The 19,238-nt window shown below is 68.3% G+C and carries 17 protein-coding genes and 1 other RNA gene; 5 read left to right on the top strand and 13 right to left on the bottom strand.

Annotated elements, in window-relative coordinates; genetic code table 11:
- Positions 1-38 precede the first annotated feature (38 nt).
- From Dfulv_RS42920 to Dfulv_RS42935, 4 genes are all read right to left on the bottom strand, one after another.
- Positions 39-428 (bottom strand): hypothetical protein, encoded by a 390-nt coding sequence (locus Dfulv_RS42920; RefSeq protein ID WP_259859550.1) that lies wholly within the window; start codon positions 426-428, stop codon positions 39-41.
- Positions 429-492: 64 nt separating this feature from the next.
- On the bottom strand, positions 493-1,137 hold the full coding sequence (locus tag Dfulv_RS42925) for a MarR family winged helix-turn-helix transcriptional regulator (protein WP_259859551.1): 645 nt from the start codon (positions 1,135-1,137) through the stop codon (positions 493-495).
- A 61-nt stretch (positions 1,138-1,198) separates the two neighbouring features.
- Positions 1,199-2,047 carry a sigma-70 family RNA polymerase sigma factor gene (locus tag Dfulv_RS42930; RefSeq protein ID WP_259859552.1) on the bottom strand — a complete coding sequence of 283 codons (849 nt, stop codon included), beginning with the start codon at positions 2,045-2,047 and terminating at the stop codon, positions 1,199-1,201.
- 73 nt (positions 2,048-2,120) lie between these two features.
- Positions 2,121-2,942 carry an alpha/beta fold hydrolase gene (locus tag Dfulv_RS42935; RefSeq protein ID WP_259859553.1) on the bottom strand — a complete coding sequence of 274 codons (822 nt, stop codon included), beginning with the start codon at positions 2,940-2,942 and terminating at the stop codon, positions 2,121-2,123.
- A gap of 72 nt (positions 2,943-3,014) precedes the next feature.
- On the opposite strand from Dfulv_RS42935, the gene Dfulv_RS42940 reads away from it, so the two are divergent.
- The 4 genes from Dfulv_RS42940 (at position 3,015) to Dfulv_RS42955 (ending at position 6,894) form a co-directional block, all read left to right on the top strand.
- Entirely contained in the window at positions 3,015-3,902 is an 888-nt protein-coding gene (locus Dfulv_RS42940) for an RNA polymerase subunit sigma-70 (RefSeq protein WP_259859554.1), read from the top strand.
- Between the two features lie 102 nt (positions 3,903-4,004).
- Complete coding sequence (locus tag Dfulv_RS42945) at positions 4,005-4,511, top strand: SigE family RNA polymerase sigma factor (RefSeq protein WP_259859555.1); 507 nt, start codon at positions 4,005-4,007, stop codon at positions 4,509-4,511.
- The gene (locus tag Dfulv_RS42950; RefSeq protein WP_259859556.1) at positions 4,508-5,869 is read left to right on the top strand and encodes a hypothetical protein; all 1,362 of its coding nucleotides are present in this window, start codon (positions 4,508-4,510) and stop codon (positions 5,867-5,869) included. The genes Dfulv_RS42945 and Dfulv_RS42950 overlap by 4 nt, the downstream gene beginning before the upstream one ends.
- A gap of 275 nt (positions 5,870-6,144) precedes the next feature.
- Positions 6,145-6,894 carry a hypothetical protein gene (locus tag Dfulv_RS42955; protein WP_259859557.1) on the top strand — a complete coding sequence of 250 codons (750 nt, stop codon included), beginning with the start codon at positions 6,145-6,147 and terminating at the stop codon, positions 6,892-6,894.
- A 398-nt stretch (positions 6,895-7,292) separates the two neighbouring features.
- On the opposite strand, the gene Dfulv_RS42960 is transcribed toward Dfulv_RS42955, so the two are convergent.
- The gene (locus Dfulv_RS42960) at positions 7,293-9,572 is read right to left on the bottom strand and encodes a chitobiase/beta-hexosaminidase C-terminal domain-containing protein (protein ID WP_259859558.1); all 2,280 of its coding nucleotides are present in this window, start codon (positions 9,570-9,572) and stop codon (positions 7,293-7,295) included.
- Between the two features lie 731 nt (positions 9,573-10,303).
- Entirely contained in the window at positions 10,304-10,870 is a 567-nt protein-coding gene (locus tag Dfulv_RS42965; RefSeq protein ID WP_259859559.1) for a hypothetical protein, read from the bottom strand.
- Between the two features lie 444 nt (positions 10,871-11,314).
- On the opposite strand from Dfulv_RS42965, the gene Dfulv_RS42970 reads away from it, so the two are divergent.
- A complete protein-coding gene (locus tag Dfulv_RS42970; RefSeq protein ID WP_259859560.1) occupies positions 11,315-12,592 on the top strand; it encodes an ATP-binding protein in 1,278 nt (425 codons plus the stop codon).
- A 393-nt stretch (positions 12,593-12,985) separates the two neighbouring features.
- Here the strand turns inward: Dfulv_RS42970 and Dfulv_RS42975 are convergent, their stop codons facing one another.
- From Dfulv_RS42975 to ftsE, 7 genes are all read right to left on the bottom strand, one after another.
- Positions 12,986-13,342 (bottom strand): nuclear transport factor 2 family protein, encoded by a 357-nt coding sequence (locus tag Dfulv_RS42975; RefSeq protein ID WP_259859561.1) that lies wholly within the window; start codon positions 13,340-13,342, stop codon positions 12,986-12,988.
- A gap of 267 nt (positions 13,343-13,609) precedes the next feature.
- Positions 13,610-13,983, bottom strand: a transfer-messenger RNA (tmRNA) gene (gene ssrA / locus Dfulv_RS42980).
- Between the two features lie 67 nt (positions 13,984-14,050).
- Positions 14,051-15,547: an SRPBCC domain-containing protein gene (locus Dfulv_RS42985; protein WP_259859562.1), complete on the bottom strand. Its 1,497-nt coding sequence runs from the start codon at positions 15,545-15,547 to the stop codon at positions 14,051-14,053.
- Positions 15,548-15,616: 69 nt separating this feature from the next.
- A complete protein-coding gene (smpB, locus tag Dfulv_RS42990; RefSeq protein ID WP_259859563.1) occupies positions 15,617-16,096 on the bottom strand; it encodes an SsrA-binding protein SmpB in 480 nt (159 codons plus the stop codon).
- A 64-nt stretch (positions 16,097-16,160) separates the two neighbouring features.
- Complete coding sequence (locus tag Dfulv_RS48675; RefSeq protein WP_319805729.1) at positions 16,161-17,438, bottom strand: M23 family metallopeptidase; 1,278 nt, start codon at positions 17,436-17,438, stop codon at positions 16,161-16,163.
- A 173-nt stretch (positions 17,439-17,611) separates the two neighbouring features.
- Positions 17,612-18,487, bottom strand: coding sequence for a permease-like cell division protein FtsX (ftsX, locus tag Dfulv_RS43000; RefSeq protein WP_259859564.1), 876 nt, complete (start codon positions 18,485-18,487; stop codon positions 17,612-17,614).
- Positions 18,488-18,549: 62 nt separating this feature from the next.
- The gene (ftsE, locus tag Dfulv_RS43005) at positions 18,550-19,230 is read right to left on the bottom strand and encodes a cell division ATP-binding protein FtsE (RefSeq protein WP_259859565.1); all 681 of its coding nucleotides are present in this window, start codon (positions 19,228-19,230) and stop codon (positions 18,550-18,552) included.
- Positions 19,231-19,238: the final 8 nt, after the last annotated feature.

The following is a 19,238-nucleotide window of genomic DNA, read 5'->3' on the forward strand; positions in this document are numbered from 1 at the left end:
TCGCCCGCCACGCCTGCCGGGCCGCCGTAACGGTTCCGTCAGGTTTCGCCGCCGAGATCGGTCTCGTACGCCTCGTACAGCAGGTCGGCGCCCCGCTGGCGGTGCTCCCACATCGCCTGGATCAGCTGAGTCGCCTCGCAGCGGACCGCCTCGTGATCACAGCTGTCCAGCCGGCCCTCGAGCCCGTCGAGAGCGGACCGCACGGTCTCGTGGTCGTCGACCAGGACCGTGAGGTATCGGGCGAGGCGCGGCGCGTCGCCGACCACACCCGCATAGAGGCCGGAAGGGCCTTCGGTCCTATCGACGTGTTCTGCGAATGCCGCCTTCAACAGGGCGACCGCCCGGCTCACTCCGGGCCGCCATGCCGGATCCCACACCGGCGTCTGGATGGCGTGTTCCATGCGTTGTATACCGCCGACCAGTTCCATGACGCACCTCCGCCGCGATACGTCCCCTAGAACATGATGTGACCTGGGACACATTTTGTCCAGGTCAGAGCGTTGGGATCTCCTCACCGACCTGGGCGGGCACGCCCGACGCGGCCGCCATCCGAGTGAGCCAGGCGTTGATTACCGCGAGTTCATCGGTGGTGAAGCCGGCCGACAGCCGGGCCTCCACCTCCTTCACGGTCGGCATCGCCGCGGCCAGCCGGGACCGTCCGGCCTCGGTCAGGAAGATCTGCTGAGCACGGCGGTCGCTCGGGTGCGGGCGCCGCTCCACCAGGCCGGCCCGCTCCAGGCCACCCAGCATCTCGTTGGCCGACTGCCGGGCGGTGGACACCTTGCGTGCCACGTCGGCGACGGACATGCCGGGCGACGCTTCCAACATCATCAGCGACGCGAACTGCGCGACCGAGAGGTCGTGCCGGACCAGCGCCTCCGCCACCACGCCGCGCAGGCTCAGCCACGCGTGCCGGACAAGGAAGGTCGAGCAGTCGTCGTCGAGGCTCACCCGACCATTGTGCGCCGTGGAACTATTGACACGACGATCCTGGGCATCGCCCTGGAGCGCATCGCGGATCCGCGCACCGGACTCGGTGCCTCCCCTGGTGAGCTGCAGTGGGCGGTCGGGTCGTACGCGCTGCTGTTCGCCACCGCGCTCTTCGCCGCCGGTGCGCTCGGCGACCGGTACGGTCACCGGACGATCATGGTGCTCGCCTTCCGCAACCGCAGGTCCACGGCGTCGGACCTCCCGGTCGCTACTGGATCGTCAAATCGATCCGCTGAAGGCGTTCCGGGTCGGCGATGAGGTCGATCTCGGTGATCAGGCCGCCCCGGACCGTCACACCCATGACCCCGACCGGCCGGCCGTCGATCACCGTGACCAGGCCGGCCGCGCCGTTGACGATCGCCGGGCGGGCCAGCTGAGCGGCCTCGGGGAAGCTCAGCGCCCGCTGGGCCACCTGCTCGGCACCGCGGATGATCTCCATGGTGGCGGTGTCGGCGCGGAGCACCACGTCGGGGTCGAGGAGGGCCACCAGCGCGGCGAAGTCACCGCGCCGCGAAGCGGCCAGGAACGCGTCGAGCACCTCCCGCTGCCGGGGCAGGTCGGTGTCGGGCACCGCGCCGCTGCCCTGCACCCGGCGGCGGGCCCGGCTCGCCAGCTGCCGGGCCGCGGTCGGCGTCCGGTCGACGATGGGCGCGATCTCGTCGAACGGCAGCGCGAACATGTCGTGCAGGACGAACGCCAGCCGCTCGGCGGGCTCGAGGGTGTCGAGCACCACCAGCAACGCCAGGCCGACCGCGTCGGCGATCAGCGCCTCCTGCTCCGGATCGGGTCCGGTGTCCACCGCGATCACGGGATCCGGCACGTGTACCTCACGCCGCGTCTCCCGGCTGCGCAGCATGTTCAGCGATACCCGGGAGACGACGGTCGTCAGCCAGCCGCCGAGGTTGCCGATCTCGTCGCTGCCGGTGCGACTCAGCCGCAGCCAGGTCTCCTGGACGGCGTCGTCCGCCTCGGCGAACGAGCCGAGCATGCGGTACGCCACCGCGCGGAGCCGGCCACGGTGCTCCTCGAACCGTTCGGCGAGCCAGTCGTCGTTCATCGTCACGTTCCCTCACGTCCTCAGGTCATAGAACTGACCGAGGAACGCCGGCAGATGTGACAACTTCCCCGAACTAGCTCTCCAGGATGGCACGCAGGCGCGGTGCGAACCCGGCCGGGTCGTCCACGAAGGCGATGTGACCGCCGGGGAACGGCGCCGGTTCCGTGCCGAGGGCCGAGGCCAGTGCGGAAGCGGCGAGATCGCACAGCTGACCCGCCGAGTCCTCCCCCGCCCCGACCACGATCCGGGTCGGGGTGGCCCGGAGTGCCGGGATGTCGGGCCGCCAGCGGGTCGACGGCCGCATCTCGTGCAGGAACCAGAAGCGCTCGGTCGCCGCCTGCACCGGGTCCGGCTCCGGCGGCGCACCGGCGCCGTCGAAGTCCGGCAGGGGGATGTTCGCGTTGACGAAGAACTTGACCCACGCGCCCGGGATGTCGCCCGAGTTGTACGTGGTGATGATGTCCTCGACCGCCGCATGCCGCTCCTGCGGGTTCTCGAGCATCTCGTTGAGCGGCGGCTCGTGTGCGATCACGGTGTGCGCCCGATCGGGGTGGCCGAGCGCCAGCGCCAGCGCGGTGACGGCGCCGCCGCTGGAGCCGAGGACCGCGGCCGGGCCCAGGTCGAGGTGGGCGATCAGCCGGGCGAGGTCGTCGGCGCGCATTTCGGGCGTCGAGTCCCGGTCCGGGTCGTCGAGGACGCTCCGGTTGACGCCCCGCGGATCGGTGGTGAGCACGGTGTGGTCGGTGGCGAGCAGGTCGGCCACCGGCGCGAAGAAGGTGGCGTCCATCGGCGCGCCGACGAGGACCACGAGTGGCCCCTGGCCCCGCACCTCGTAGTACAGGGTGGCGTCGGGCACCCGGAGCGAGCCGGCGGTGACGGTTGACGTGCGGTTCATGGGACCTCCCGGGCAGTACTGTGGGCTACCGTTCACAAGGGGGACCGCCGCCGAGAGGAGGAATCGTCGCTCGTGAGCAAGATTTCTTCGACACTTTCGACGCCGGACCTCGACCTCGCCCGGCGGGGCGACGACGGCGCCTTCACGCGCCTCGTCGAGCCGATGCGCCGCGAGCTGCACGCTCACTGCTACCGCATGCTCGGTTCCACCCACGACGCCGACGACGCCCTGCAGGAGGCGCTGCTGCGCGCCTGGCAGGGGCTGGCCCTGTTCGAGGGCCGCGCCTCCCTGCGGTCGTGGCTCTACACCGTCGCCACCCGCACCTGCCTCGACCTCATCGAGGCGCGCGGGCGGCGGGCCCTCCCGGTCGACCTCGGCCCGTCGAGCGACCGCACCGCGATCGACAACACCCCGCGCACCGACGTGGCGTGGCTGGAGCCCTACCCCGAGACCGGCCTGCACTACGAGCAGCGCGAGGCCGTCGAGCTGGCCTTCGTCGCCGCCCTCCAGCACCTGCCCGGCAACCAGCGCGCGGCCCTGCTGCTGTTCGAGGTGCTGGCGTTCTCCGCCGCCGAGATCGCCACGATGATGAAGACGTCGATCACGTCGGTGAACTCCGCGCTGGCACGCGCCCGGAAGGTGGTGGCGGAGCGGGTGCCTCCGGCGAGCCAGCAGCGGACCCTGCGCAACATCGACGACCGGCGCGTCCGCGAGATCGTCGCCGGCTACGCCTCGGCGCTCGAGCGCGGCGACGCCGACGCGCTGGTGGCCCTGCTGACCGCGGACGTGCCCGCGATCGCGTGCTACCTCGCCGCCGACCCCGCGGGCCCGCACACTGCGTGGTCGATCAACGTCCTGACCCTGCGCGACGACCGGATCGCCGCGATCACGTCGTTCATCGACCCGGCCCTGTTCACCCGGTTCGGGCTGCCCGCGTCCCTCACGCCACCTCGTACGTGATGCGGGCCCGGTCCAGCCTGCCACGCTCGTCGAAAAGTAGGCACGGTGGCGCCACAACCGAACCGGGCCGCGAACCACTCCTAGTGTTGCTGGGAGGCCGGGTTGCGGGATGAACAGGATTTCGTCGAGTACGTGCAGGCGCGCATGCCGTCGCTGCGACGACTCGCATACAGGCTGTGCGGCGACTGGTCGGCCGCCGACGACCTGCTCCAGGAGTGCCTCGTCGCGCTGTACCGGCACTGGCGGAAGGCGTCGGCGGCCGACTCCACCGACGCATATGTACGGTCGATGCTGGTCCACGCCTACCTCGCCGAGCGGGAGCGGTTCTGGACCCGCCGGGTCCGCCCCTCTGCCGACGTCACCGGTCCTCCGGCGACACCGCTGACCGGGACCGAACACCGCATCGACCTGCTGGCCGCGCTCGCCAAGCTGTCCCGCGGGCAGCGGGCGGTGCTGGTCCTGCGCTACTGGGAGGACCTCGACGTCGCCCAGACCGCGGCGGCGCTGGGGTGCTCACCCGGGACCGTCAAGAGCCAGACGTCGTACGCCATCGCGGCGCTGCGGCGCCTACTGCCGAACTACGTGCCGGGAGGAGCGGACACCCTATGAGAGACCTGTTCGCCACCCTGCCCGACGAGCCTGCGCCGCCGATGTCGGCCGGCTATCTGGACACCGTGCTGACCCGTGGCCGCCGCTCGGTCCGCCGCCGGCTGATCGGCACCGCCGCGGTGTGGGCGGTCGTCCTGATCGCCCTTGCCGTCGTGATCGTGCCCGGCGTGCGGCTCCCCGCTCAGCCGGCCGCTCCGTCGCACCGGCCCGGCCTGCCGGACCGCTTCGCCGGGTATTCGCTGCTCACCAGTACCGTCACGAAGGCACCGCCCGGTCGCGCGATCGCCCTCTACGGCTACGGCAACGGCGAGCTGTTCAACATGTTCCAGCCGCTGGTCGTCGGGGCCGACCGGGACACGTACCGGCGGGTCGACGCCATGGACGAGCGCGACCGGCCGTCGGCGCTGCTCGCCCCGGACGGGACCCGGGTGCTGCTCGGCGACGACCGCGGCCCGACCGGCGACCTGCTCCTCGTTGACCTGACGACCGGCAAGCGCGACTCGATCCCGCTCGGTGACCCGGTCGGCGTACGACTCCTCGCCTGGTCCCCGGACGGCCGCTACGTGGCCTACAGCGCCGCACCGCTCACCGGCTCCGACGGCACCGTCGACTTCGTGGACACCTCGGTGGCCCACACCGGTACGTTGCGGCTGCTCGACCTGTCGACCGGACGGAGCCGTGAGCTACCGGCCGGCAAACCGGCGTGGACGGCGGCGTTCGCCCCGGACAGTCGCCGGCTGGCTGTTCAGGTCGGCCAAGAGGTGCACCTCATCGACCTCGACGGCCGCGAGTCCGGCAGCGTCCACATCACGGTCGGGCGGGAACTGGCCGCCAACGTCGGCTGGTCGCCGGATGGCCGGTTCCTCGCCACCGTGCCGTGGGCCGGGGCCGGGCCGGCCGGCAGCGGCGGCACCGACCACGGCGTGTTCCTCTCGACGCCCCGCAACGTCGACTTCGTCGCCGTCGCCGACGGCGACACGCCGCCGGGACCGGTGCAGGACGTCGTGCAACTCCTCGGCTGGCGCTCGGCGCAGAGCATCATCGTCGCGGCCGCGAACGCCAAGGGGCAGCTCTCGCTGGCCGAGGTACAGCTCGGCGCCGACACCCGCCGGACACTGTCCCGCTTCGACACCGGCTCAACCTGCGAGCTGGGCCTCCAGACCTGCCAGGTGTTCGACCTGCAACTCGCGACCGGCCTGCTGCCCGACCTGGCCGTCCGGAACGCCAGCCGCCCGCAGCGCGGTCCCTGGCCGTTGGCCCTGACCGTTCCCGCCGTCGGCGGCGGCGTCGCTGTGCTCCTCCTCGTGTGGCGCCTCCGGGTGCGGCACCGGAGGCGCCGGCTGAGCGGTCAGCTGTAGAAGTTGCGCTGCCAGCGGTGCTTGCCGAGCGTGGCGAGATGGTCGGCGCTCAGCAGGCCCCGCCGGACCGGTACTCGTTGCATCCCGGTCTCCGATGATGTAGCGGCCGCGGTGTACGGTGTGCGCGCCACTGGCAGCTCGGATCGTTCCAAATGCACACGACGTTCCCATCCGCACCACTGTGCGCGATCGAAACCAATCTCGGTAGCACCGAGGGCTGGCCGCCCTGTCGTGAGGTTCCTTCGAGTCGCATCCGTGAGGAGGCCGAGCACGCTGTGGACTACCAGGTCTGGTTCGTCCTCGGAGTACTCCTCGGCAATGGTGTCGGGTGCCTGCTGGCCGTATTCTGCCTGGTCCGGATGACCGACCAGGGGCGGACGGTGCGCAATCGTCTCCTGCTGGTACTGGTCGGGTCGTGGGCGCTGGTCGAGACCGCGCGCGACGACATGCTCTTCGTGGCCGCCACCGCCATCCACATGAGTGACTACCAGGTCCACTTCCTGCTGGCCCCGAGCATGGTGCTGACCGTGTTCGCCGTACTGTTCACGACGGCCGTCTTCTGGCTGGCCGCCACGCGCCCTCGACCACTGTGGACGGTCGGGGGAGGGACGGCGGTCGGTCTGCTGTTGGGCGCGATGAGCCTGCAAGCGGCACACGCCGGCCGGACCGGATCGGCCGTGTCGATCGATCTCGTCAATTCTCTGGTGATCGCCGCTGGGCTCGGCGCAGCGACCGGGGTCTCGGTGTGGCTGGGAACCGGAGCCACCCGCCGGTCCGCCATCGCGACTGCCGTCACACTGCTGGCAATCTGTCTGACGATTGCGCAGTACCGGATCGCCGGGGAGGTGACGACCGATCCGTCCATCACGGTCGACAGCGACGCCGGGATCGATCCGATCCAGTTGGGCGTATTCACCGCAGTGGCATTCGGAGTCCGGGCCATCGCGCTCACCGTCATGAGCATGATTGACGAGAGCCGCCCGGAGCCCTTGGTGGAGCAGGTCGGCGGCCGCGACAGCCGATAAGCCGGCCACGGTCGGAGCGGCGCAAGTAGCTCCCATCGCAAAGCAGGGCCGCCCAGTGGTGGAGGTGACGATGGACTGCTTGAACCCGGCTACCTGAGCCCGCGACCAGCCGGGCGCAGCAGGCAAGGCCATGTGGACCAGCCCGCGCAGAATCCACACGTCGGAGGATGTCCAGCCGTCTTCCACAGCGCTCTCCGTTCGTCGTACGGGCAGGATCAACCAGTACAGCAACCGGCGGCATGTCGCGCAGGCTCGCTCCTTCCCTTCGGGGTGTAGGCGAAGCGAACGGGAAAGAACCCGGAACCACAACGGCAGGCGGCCCCTGCCGCAAAGCAGGGGCCGCCGGTGGTAGAGCTGACGATGGGCGTACCTGAACCGGCACCGGCCGGCCCCGGGGCCTACGGGTAGTTCGTCACCTTGACCGGGGTGGTGCCAGACGGCGTGACCGCGCCCGTGTCGTTGATGACATGGGTGATGGTGCCCTTGAAGTTGAGCGATACGGTCAGCACGCTGTGGAACCGTACGCCGGCGGTGTTCGGCACCTCGAACGAGTGGTAGAGGTTCACCGCGGGGTTGGTGTTGAAGAAGCAGTAGCTGCCCAATCCCCATGCCTCGTGCGTGGTGACGTTGGGCCCCACCTTGTACGCGGCGTACCCGTTGAGCCCGTTCGGAGCCATCCAGGATGCCTGGTCCGGCACGTCGTACGGCTTCTCGTTCTGGAAGAAGATCGTCTTGCCGTTCTGGCCGTTCCAGACGACCTCGTACTTCTGGTAGTGCTCGACGAACAGGCCGGTCGCCAGGACGTTGTTGCCGTTGACCAGGACTCCGGTGTCCGCCGTGTTGATCGTCCAGCCGACGGTGCCCGCGTTGCCGTGATCGGCGCGCCAGGCCCAGGTGTGGTCGACGATCACGTTGTTGCTGTTGACGACGAGGCTGTTCGTCGCCTTACCCACGGTCGCGCCGCCGATGCGGAAGAACACGTCCTGCAGCGTCGTCGGGTTGGCCGTGTGGTCGGCGGTCGAGCCGGACGGGCCGACCGTCAACAGGGCCGCCGAGTTGGTCGTGCCCGCGTCGAACAGCAGGCCCTTGATCCGGACGCCGTCGACGTCGGCGACCTGCAGGGCGTTGACCCCGTTGTCCGGGATGAGCGTCGGGTACCCGATGCCGAGCACGACGGTGTTGGCCCTCGTCACGTTGAGGGTCTGGTTGAGGTGGTAGACGCCGGGGGTGAAGAACAGGTTGCAGCCTGACGCCAGCGCGGCGTTGATCGTCGAGGCGGTGTCAGCCGCCTTCACGACATAGAACTGGCTCATCGGCAGCGACGAGCCGGGTGTGCTGCCGCCGGCCCAGCTCGCGCCGGAGGCGTTAGTGCGCAGCGACGGCAGGAACACCCGGTACTTTCCGGTGCCGTCGATGTACAGGTACGGCACGTCACGGGAGACCGGAGTGGTGCCCAGCGTGGTCATCGGCGGCGTCGGGAAGGAGTTCGCCGGGGCACCCGCGGTGCCGGAGAACACCATGTTCCACACACTGCCGTTCCAGCTGCCGAGGGTGCTGTCCTTGGTGTACCACTGCTGCTGCGACGCGGACGAGACCTGCCCCGACACCCTCGTGTCGGAGATGTAGCCGCCGCTGGCGAAGCCGAAGCTCGCCGGGTAGAGCAGCAGGTTGCCGCGGACGTCGATCCGACGGAACGGAGCGGCCTGCGACACCGCCCAGCGGTCGGAGCCGCTGCTCGGGACGATGGTCAGGTTCTCCGCCGAACGCCAGAAGTTCTGCGTCGCGTTGCCGGCATCGGAGGCATTGAAGGCGTCGACCGTAACGTCACCGTTGATCGTCACGCCGCCCGGGTCCTGACCGAGGCCGGCGACCGAGGTGTAGAAGCCGACGTCGTCGCGCACGTTGTACGTGCCCGGCTTGAACAGGTGGGCCACCCGCCGGCTGGCCATCTGGGCGGTCTGGGTGTCCTTCTGCGCGTTGAAGTCGGCATCGAGCTGCGCCTGGATGGTCGCGGTGGACATGCTCGGGTCGAAGATGCGCGTGTTCGGGCCGAAGTCCGGGATGTCGGGCTGGGTCGTACATGAGATCGCGGTACTGATCGTGTAGGTCGCGCTGGCCACCGCGGAGTCCGCCTGACCGGCCAGCAAACCGATCGCCCGCACCGTGGTCGTCGCCGAGATCGTGAGCGGACCGGTGTACAACGTCGAAGACGCCGTGGGCGTCGAGCCGTCCAACGTGAACCGAATGCTCGCCCCAGCCGTCGCCGTCGCCAGCGTCACCGACTGCGCGGTCGCGTACGTCCCGCCGGGCGGGCTGAACGTCGGCGTGGCGACCGTGCCGGTCGCGCCGCCCTGGGTGTAGAAGAAGTGCGGCGTATCGAACTGCGGGCCGTTCTTCTCGTAGGTGAACCAGTACTCCAACACGAATCCGCTGGTCAGCGAGCTGACGGTACGCTGCCAGGTCCCGGCGTTGTTGGTCATGCGGAAGTTCTGCTGGCCAGTGTTGGGGGAAAGGTAGTGGACGTCGACGTAACGGGCGGGGGTCGTCGGCGTGAACGAGATCTGGGCCTGCGTCGCGTTCAACTGCGTGACGCTCTGGGTGTAGTCCCCGGGTGCGGCGGCAGCTGGGCCACTGCTGCCGACAACGACCAGGACGACGGCGGACGCGGCGACGGCCAACTTGGCCAGGCCGGCACGCCAGGGCGATTGATGTTGAACTGGGTCTCGACGGCTCCATTTCATGGGGTGAACGCCTCCAAGCATCGAAATGCGGCGGGGTTGGGCGGCGTGACGTGAGAGCGCTCTCTCACGTAGCGTGACAGTAGACTGGCAACGATGGCAACGGAAGAGTTACACGCCAGAAACATTTCGCCGGACATAAACCGACGTGAATCGACGATGCAGTCCGTTCGCTTCAGTCCGCGACCTCCGCGCCAGCCAAAGGGATGCCACAAGATCCGACACCCAAACGCTCAGCGGGAGTATGCGAAGCCTGCGCGAAGCACCCCGAACCACCGACGGCGGACGATGTCCGAGGTCCCCAGCTGTACCGATCTTCAACAGGTGAGCGGCGCGACGACCCGAAGCGAGGCGCGGCGGATCGGCGTCTTGTGCCGCAGGATCTCCTCCTCCCGCTGCACAACTACGGCGCCGTCGGCAGCGAGGTTCCGCCGCTCGTCAGTCCCGACAGAAAGAAAGCGATCTTCGACCAGAAGGACCTGTACACAAAGCCAGAAAGAAGGCCGAGGAGGAGCGCTTCCGCGGACAGCTTGAAGGCTAGCCAATTCACCCGCCCTTCCCCGAGCACTCCACTCGCCGCCGACCCCTGCTCTCCGCCGTTGACCCAGCCATGGAGACAGGGCCACGCGTAAGCAGGGGAAACCTGAACCCCCCGGAATGACGAAGTCTCGTCACTCTTGACCTGCTCCACGCCATGGCGCCAGCGGTGACGAGGGGAAGATCACCGCGATGTTGTCGGCGGACGGCCCGAGGCGCCAGTCGGGAGCACGCGCCTCGCCCAGGTGGAGTCGTACGTCGCCGGGCCCGAAGCTAATCGTTGCGCCTGGACACCAGTATCCGTCGTCCCAAGGCTCGTAATGAAGACGAACGTCGCGCAAGGCCTCGCCGACGAAGTCCACCCAGCCGCTGCGACATGTCACGTCCCACACCGCCACGGCCGCGTCGGAAACCACAGCGTTGCCGATCAACCGCTGCTCCCAGAACACCAGTCCCTCGGTCCAGCCGGGCGACTGCCACGTCACACCGAAGACCCGGCCGTCAGCGCATTCCAACTCGACACCATGGTCGATGGAGTCGAATCCGGCGTACCGCCAGGAGGGCCGGCTCCACTCCGCCTCGTCGACGATACGGCGAGGACCTTGATGCTCAGGGGCAACCTCTTCGCGGAGGTAGTCGATGTCGACGTACCGCACCGCACGAAGGGCCGAGCCGGCCATCCCCCCGAGCGTGATCCTCACGAACACGACGCTCACCCAGCGTGCGAGCGAACGACACCATCGGATCGGACACCGACACATTGTCGACGCCAACCGGAACCACGTCGCCCGAGTTTCGGCAGACGATCGACCGCGGACAGGCAGGCCGACCCGAAAAGCGACGGCGTACTTGAACCCGACGGAGCGCGCCACCCCGGGGTTTGAGGGGGTGTGGGTGGAGCAAAGCTCCCCACCGGAGAGCGAGCGAAACGAGCGCGAGGAACCCGGAGCCACGAACGGCAGCGGCCCCTGCCCTGAAGCAGGGGCCGCCAGTAGCGGAGGCAACGGTGGCTTACTTGAACCCTCCATCGACGCAACGCCAAGGGGCCGCCGGCGGAACGGACCTCCTCGCAGACCGGAGCCGCTCCCGTCGCATATCGAAAGGCAAACCATCGCGGAGCGAAAGCGACCTGATAGGCTCGCCGCATGTCACGGTCGGATCTGATCCCCCGGCGTGCGACGTCGGCTGTCGTCGAGGCGCTGGCAGATACCCGTGTCGTGCTCGTGAACGGGGCCCGGCAGTCGGGCAAGAGCACACTCGTGCGTAGCGTGGCCGGCGATCGGGCCGCTGAATGGCGGGACCTCGATCTCCCTCAAGACCGGCAGTCGGCGCTCGAAGACCCCGTGGGCTTCGTTTCGTTTGAGGGCCTCATAGTCATCGACGAGATCCAGCGGGCGCCGGAGCTGCTGCTGGCCATCAAGGCCGACGTGGACGCGGACCCTCGGCCTGGTCGCTTTCTGCTCACTGGTTCATCCCGTTTGCTCGCACTCCGGGGCCTTCCTGACACTCTTCCCGGCCGGATGGAAACCATTGAACTCTGGCCATTCTCCCAAGGCGAGATCGACCGCACTCCGGACGGCTTCATCGACGCGGCCTTCCGGCTGGGGCCGACCATCCGGCACGAGAGTGCGGTAACCCGGATCGACTATGCGGAAAGGGTCGTCCGCGGAGGACTGCCAGAGGCGGTCGCCCGCACCGACACGCGCCGCCGGGGCCGCTTCCTCGACTCCTACGTGCAGAATCTGATCGACCGAGAAGTGACTCAGCTGGCCGAGATCGAGCGAGCACCGCAGTTGACCACACTGATCCGCTTGCTCGCCGCGCGGTCCGGCCTTCTCGTTGCCGCCGGAAGTCTTGAGTCGGAACTTCAGCTGTCCCGTCCCACCATCGCGCGGTACATGCGGCTTCTTGAAGAGGTCTTCCTGATCAAGCGCATACCCGGCTGGTCACGCAACCTCGGCACCCGCGCCACCAGCACCGCCAAGCTCGTCTTCGTCGACTCGGGAATCGCCGCCCGCCTGCTCGCCCTGGACGGTCACGCGCTTCGCCGTCCCGGCGCCCCGTTCGGTCCGTTGCTCGAAGGCTTCGTGCTCTCCGAACTGGCCCGCCAGACCACCTGGTCCCAGGAACTCGTCGACATCTACCACTACCGCGACCACAACAAAGTAGAGGTCGACGCAGTCCTGGAAAACCGCCAAGGCCAGGTCATCGGCATCGAGATCAAGGCGGCCTCGACCGTCAGATCCGAGGACTTCAACGGATTACGGCAACTCGCCACCAAACTCGACGATGACTTCGTCGCCGGCATCGTCCTCTACACCGGCACCACAACCCTGCCGTTCGGACCCAAACTCAGGGCGATGCCCGTAAGCGCCCTGTGGCAACTGGACCAGGAAGGACAACCCCCGCAGCGGGCTACCTGAACGGCGAACGCCCCTGCGACACCCGGGAGTGACAGGCAACCCGCCACGGCGACGACCACCTCGACCAACCCGGAAGCTGCCGCAGGGGCGCGGGAAGGCGAAGCCCCCTCCGCTGTCAAGGGCAGACGCCCTGCGTGAGCAGGAGGCCTTCAACAGCGGAGCCGAGCCGACTCACCGCTCTACGGCCGTTGCACACGGTCGGGCACGCCAGTTTGCTCGCGGCACGACGCCATAGCCGAAACACTGCGGCGGTAACGATCGCCTACTTGAACCCGGCTACCTAAGCCTTCGTCGCGCTGGGCGTGACAAGGCATCGGTACTCAGCCCGAAATGCGAACGGCTGCGGACTGCGTTGCTGCACAAGCCGGCAATGGTTTTGTGGCCGCGAGGTCCCTAGAGCGGAGTCTCCTGATAGGTCGCCTCGCGCCAGTTCCCGTCCTGGCGCAGCCAGACCTCGCCGACGAGCACATCGCGGGGCACGGGCTTGTCTACGTAGGTGCCATCGAGCGTGCTGTGGAAGCTGATGAGCGCCTCCTCGGGGCCGAGCGGCGTCGTGGTCAGGTCGTCCGTCAGGTAGCTCCGGAAGGCGTAGTCGTTCAAGTGGTCGAGCAGCTGTGCGCGCCCGTCGAAGCGGGCATAGGACATGATCGAGACATGGTTGTCGGTGACGAGAGCTGCGACCTTGTCCCGGTTGTGCTCGATGAACGCGGTCCGCAGCTCGGCCACGGCAGTGGCCAACTCGCGATGCAAACGATCCTCCTGCACGTTCGTACCCCCTTACTGTGGTCGGGCAGGCCCACGTCTCCTGACATCCCGAAGACACGACCGTCGGGACATAACGGGTGTAGTCCTACCCACCAGGACGCTGGGTAACGCGGTCCAACGTGTTCACAGGGCGGCTACGTTTGGGGGGCGTGGGTGAGTGGAGCCCCCCACTGGGGAGCAGGCGAAGCCTGCGCGGGAAATCCGGAACCACACATGGCAAGCGGCCCCCGCCGCGAAGCAGGGGCCGCCCAGTGGTGGAGGTGCCGGGAATCGAACCCGGGTCCTTCGTCGCTTTGTTAGGACTTCTCCGAGCGCAGCTCGCTGTGCCTCTACTCGGCCCTACCGATCACACGAGCGAGTCGGTATGACGGGCCCAGTCGCGATTAATCTCACCGCACGAGCCCCGCGACGAGACTCGATTGGCCAGCCTTCTAGCTGATGCCGGTTACTGGGCCGAAGGCAATCCCAGACCGACAGATCTCATCCCTTACTTAGGCAGCAAGAGCGAGATCGGAGCGCTTGAAATTGGCGCTTATTGTTTTCCGACGACTGATTCACGAGACAACGTCGGCTTCCTCGGCTCGCTTCCCCTAACGCTGCGCACAAAGTCGAAACCAGTCACCCCCGCGCGCGAGTGGTGTTGGCGTGCTGCACCACGCAGCCGCCCCATCTTACCCCCTCCACGCTCCAATATCACTTCGGAACTGCGGTGCACGCCCGGCCGTCGATTGTGCAGGTGGTCGGCTCGTTGCGGGCTCCCAGGCCCTCGACCTCGAACGACACCTGGACCGAGCCGCCCGGCTTGACGGTTCGGGTCGCGTCGACCGGGGTGAAGATCAACCGTAGGCCGGTGCGCGTCATCGCCGCGCCCGAGATGTTCCGTACGGACAGGTCCAATATCGGCAGCATGACCACAACCGTCCACTCGTCGGCGGCCGCCGTGCCGGGGTTCGCGACGGTGATCGTCACGCGGTAGGAGGTCAGTTGCAGGTCCTCGGACCGGTACGTGGCGGTCAGTTGGGGCGGCGCCGGCGTGGTGCTCGGCTGGACGGCGCCCGGCGACGGGGCTGCCGGCGACAAGGAGTGCGACGTTGCCGGCACCACCGGCCCGGACGTCGATCTGGGTGACTTGTCGGCGTTCGGCACGCCGGGCATCGTGGCCTGCTCCGGCCCGGCCGCGCCCCCGCCCACCTGCGGCGGGTTCGCCGGGTGCGGAGCGGTCGCCTTGCCCACCAGCAGCGCGACCATCGCGATGAGCAGCAGCACCGCGGCGGCCGCCGCGACCGCCTGGCTGCGCCGGTCCGCGGACCAGTCGCGGCTCCGCGCCAGCCACGTCCAGCCGCTTCGCACCGCAGCCCCGCCACGAGCCACGAGACCGACCCGCGCGCTCCGCACCTCAAGGCCGTCCGAAGCCGGGCCGACCGACGAAGCGCCACCCGGAGCGGGGTCGGCCGAGGAGACACCGGATGAAGTGTCAAGGGCGCCCTCAGGCTCAGACCGCATGGCCGGCAGGCCCTGTGCGGGTCCGGCCACCGCCGTAGCCTCGTCGTCCGAGTCCGATGGTGTGACCTTCGCGACCCCCTTCGCCTGAGCGCCCAGCACCGCCGCCGCAAACCCGGGCAGCGCCGCCGTCGGGCGCGGGCCGGCCGTGGACCGCGCCTCCGAGCTCAACCTCGGCGCCGGCCGGCTCGACGCGTTCGCCTGCCGGGGCAGCCGGCTGAACGGGCCGCCCTGGTTGCGCCACACCGTCGTGGTCCCGGTCTCGCCGTGCTCCCCCTCCGTCGCGGCCCTCGCCAGCGCCGTCTTGAAAGGACCTTCGAACAGGGAGCTGTACGTGCTGAGCAGCACCCGCCGCCGCATCGTCCCCTGCGGGCCGAGGAACCCGCTCTGTGTCATCGTCAACCGGCTGCCGGAGCCCAGCTCCGCGATGGTGAGCGCCACGACGGTGTGGAGGTTTTCCGCCACCCACCGCATGACTAGGCGATTCGGCGCATCGCTGATGACGATCTCACCCTCGACCGGGTCCTCGAGACCCTCCAGCCGCTCGGCACGGAACGTGAAGGTCCCGTCGTCGCGAACCATGAACCGGCTCGTCGGCAGCCAATCGGTGACCAGTCGGGCGGTCGTGAGTGCACGCCATACCAACACCGGTGGGTGCTCGAGGTCGACATCGACCCGAATCTCGGTCACGGACGGACTATAGGGCTTCTACGAATTGCTCGCATTACGGCCGAGTGCTACTCAGCCAAGCGTGGAGATCTACTCAGCTCTGCCCTTGTTGCGGCGGCCCATAACGCGAGAAATCTCCCGGTCGGCGTCACGTTTCGCCAATGTCTGGCGCTTGTCGTACGACTTCTTGCCACGCGCCAGCCCGAGCTCAACTTTGGCCCATCCGTCGGAGAAATAGACCGACAACGGCACGAGCGTCAGACCGCTCTCCCGCACCTTCATCCCGATGCGGTCGATCTCCTGGCGCTTCAGCAGCAGTTTCCGGACACGGCGGGGCGGATGGTTGGTCCAGGTTCCCATCGTGTACTCGGGGATGTGCATCGCATGCAGGAAGACCTCGCCGTCGGAGATCTGGCCGAACGCGTCGACCAGCGAGGCGCGGCCGGCCCGCAGCGACTTGACCTCGGTGCCGGTCAGCGCGACGCCGGCCTCGAACGTGTCGAGGATCTCGTAGTCGTGGCGCGCCTTCCGGTTGGACGCGACCACCTTGCGTCCCTTTTCGCGCGGCATCGACCCCTCCAACAGCTGACCAGATCAGGACGATTGAAGATTACCGCGCCGGGCAAGGCCGATTTCAGCAGAGACAGCCGGGTAGCCAATCGAGAGGCTGCACGGGCCGTCCGTTCACCCGTACCTCGAAGTGCAGGTGGTTGCCCGTCGACGCCCCGGTGGTGCCGACCCTGCCGATGACCTCTCCGCGGTGCACCGCCTGGCCGACCTTCACCAGGATCGCCGACTGGTGCGCGTAGCAGGTGGCCAGACCCTTGCCCTGGTACATGCCGTGCGAGATGCAGGTGTAGTTGCCGTAGCCGCCGGCCCAGCCCGCGCGCACGACCTTCCCGTCGGCGCCGGCGAGGATGGGCTGGCCACCACCCGCGGCCACGTCGATCCCGGCGTGCAGTTGGTAGACCTTGTACACCGGGTCGAACCGCATGCCGAAGTTGCTCGACTTCCAGCCGCGCACCGGCATCAGGAAGAAGGCACCCGTCTTCGGCGGGATCGCCGTGTTCGGCGGTGCCCCGCCGGCCTTGGCCGGCGCCTTCTGCTGCTTCGCCTCGGCCGCCGCGGCGGCGCGCAGTTCGGCACCGATCCGGTCGCTGTCGACCTTGAGCTGTTCGTACCTCGCCAGGACCGCCGCCCGCTCGGCGTTGGCGACCGCCTCGGCCTTGGCGCTCCGGTCGAGCAACGTCCGGACGTCCGCGGCCGCCTGCGCGGCACCGGCCTGCGCGGCGAGCGAATCCTCCAGCCGCTGGCGGGTCTCGTCCGCCGCCTGCTGTGCCCGGCGACGGGCCAGCTCCGCGGCGGCGCTGCGCTGTTTGGCGGCCATCCGCGCGACGGTCAGCTCGTCGACGGCACGCTGGTTCTCCCCGGCGATCCGGTCGAGGTACGCGACCCGCAGCGCGAGGTCGCTGGGCGACCCGGATTCCAGGACCGAGTTGAACATCGCGAACCCGCTGCCCTTGTACGCCGCCGCGACGAACACCGACACGTCCTCGCGGGCCTGTTCGACCTGCTCCCAGGCGGCGGCATACTCGTCGTCCGCGCTCTTGACGACGGCCTCGGCGGCTTCGCGATCGCGCTGGGCCTGGCGGGCCTCGGCCTCGGCGGCGATGACCCGCCCCTTGGCGTCGGCGAGGTTGGCCTCGGCCGCCGGCAGCGCGGCGACGGCCGACTGGTGTTCGGCGGCGGCCTGCTTGGCCCGGTCGGTGGCCGCCTCGAGCGTCGCCTCGGTCTCCTGGAGCTGCCGGTCGATGCGGGCCTTGTCGTCCCGAGGGTCCGCGTGTGCGGCGGTACCGCTGGTGAACAACAGCATGGTGGCGCCGATGGCGGCGACGAGCCGGATCTGGTTCACAGGTAACCCTCCAGTACCACTTGAGGGTTACCGTACGGCATACGTCCGTATTTTTCGTGAAATGACGCTATCGACGGCGAGCCTGAGAGCCAACGCGGTTGTGGCCGGTGCCGGAGACGCCGAAGGGCGGGCCGGTCGGCCCGCCCTTCGGCGAATGGGGCAAACCGTGCGGGTCAGACTCGCACGTAGAACCGCAGCGTGATCCAGGCGGTGACGGCGCTGACCAGACCGCCGGCGCCGGCCAGGATCGGGAGCATCAGCCAGATGTTGCTCCAGTCGACCGGGAGCAGGACGCTGGTCAAGGCTTTCAGTGAACCGTCGATGATGAAGACCTTCGCTGCCACCAGGGTGCCGAAGGCGAAGATCGCACCGATCAGGCCGGCGAACACGGCCTCGAGCACGAACGGCATCTGAATGAACCAGTTCGAGGCACCGACCAGCTTCATGACCGCGACCTCACGGCGTTTGCTGTAGGCGGCGACCTGGATGGTGTTGGCCACCAGGAGCAGTGCCGCCGCACCCTGGACGATCGCGACCGTCAACGCGAGCGTCTGGAGCGCGCCGAGCAGGTCGAAGACCCGCTTGAGCAGCTGCTGCTGGTCGACGATCTCACTGACGCCCTCCTGGGTCTTGAACTCCTCGGTGAGCTGCACGACCTTGCTCGGGTCCTTCAGCTTGATCCGGAACGACTCGGGCAGCGACTCGGGCTTGGTGGCGTTGACCAGGTCCGGAGCGTCACGGAACTGGGTCTGGAATCGCTCCCAGGCCTGTTGCTTGCTCTCGTAATCGACGTTCTTGACCAGGGTGTTGCCCTTGAGCGCGCTCTCAATGTTGTTGCGCTGCTCGTCGGTGATGTCGACCTTGAGGAAGATGGAGACCTCTACGCGCTGGTAGAAGAAGTCCTCCATCTTGCCGACCTGGAAGAACAGCAGCAGGCTGGCGCCGAGCATGGTCAGCGACACGGTCATCGTGATGATCATCGCGATGGTCATGGTGACGTTGCGCCAGAGCCCGGTCAGGACTTCGGACAGGACGTATCTCACGCGCATCGGGTGGGGTTCCTTCCCAGCGGACCCAGCAAAGTTACAGGTGCGGACGGACTACGGCTCGATCAGCCGTAGACACCGCGTGGCTGGTCCCGCACGATCCGGCCACTTTCGATCTCGACGACCCGTCGCCGCATCTGGTTCACGATGTTGGAGTCATGGGTCACCATGACAACGGTGGTGCCGGTCCGGTTGATCCGGTCCAGCAGCCGCATGATCTCGATCGACGTGTCCGGGTCGAGGTTTCCGGTCGGCTCGTCGGCCAGCAGGATCAGCGGGCGGTTGACGAAGGCGCGGGCAACAGCGACACGCTGCTGCTCACCACCGGAGAGCTCGTGGGGATAACGGTGCTCCTTGCCACCGAGGCCGACCAGCTCGAGCACCTCGGGAACGACGCGACGGGCAACGCCCTTCGACTTGCCGATCACCTCGAGCGCGAACGCGACGTTCTCGTATGCGGTGCGGTTGGGCAACAGCCGGAAGTCCTGGAACACGCAGCCGATCTGCCGCCGGAAGGCCGGGATGCGCCACGAGCGCATCGAGGTGACGTCCTTCTCGTTCACGACGACCTTGCCCTTGTTGGGGGTCACCTCGTGCAGCAGCAGCTTGATGATCGTGGACTTGCCTGAGCCGGAGGGTCCGATGAAGAAGACGAACTCGCCCTTCTCGATGTTGACGGAAACATCGTCAAGGGAGGGGCGAGACGCCTTCGGATACGTCTTCGTCACGTGGTCAAGCCGAATCACGGGACGTG

The organism is Dactylosporangium fulvum, assembly GCF_025137375.1.
Taxonomy (GTDB): Bacteria; Actinomycetota; Actinomycetes; order Mycobacteriales; family Micromonosporaceae; genus Dactylosporangium; species Dactylosporangium fulvum.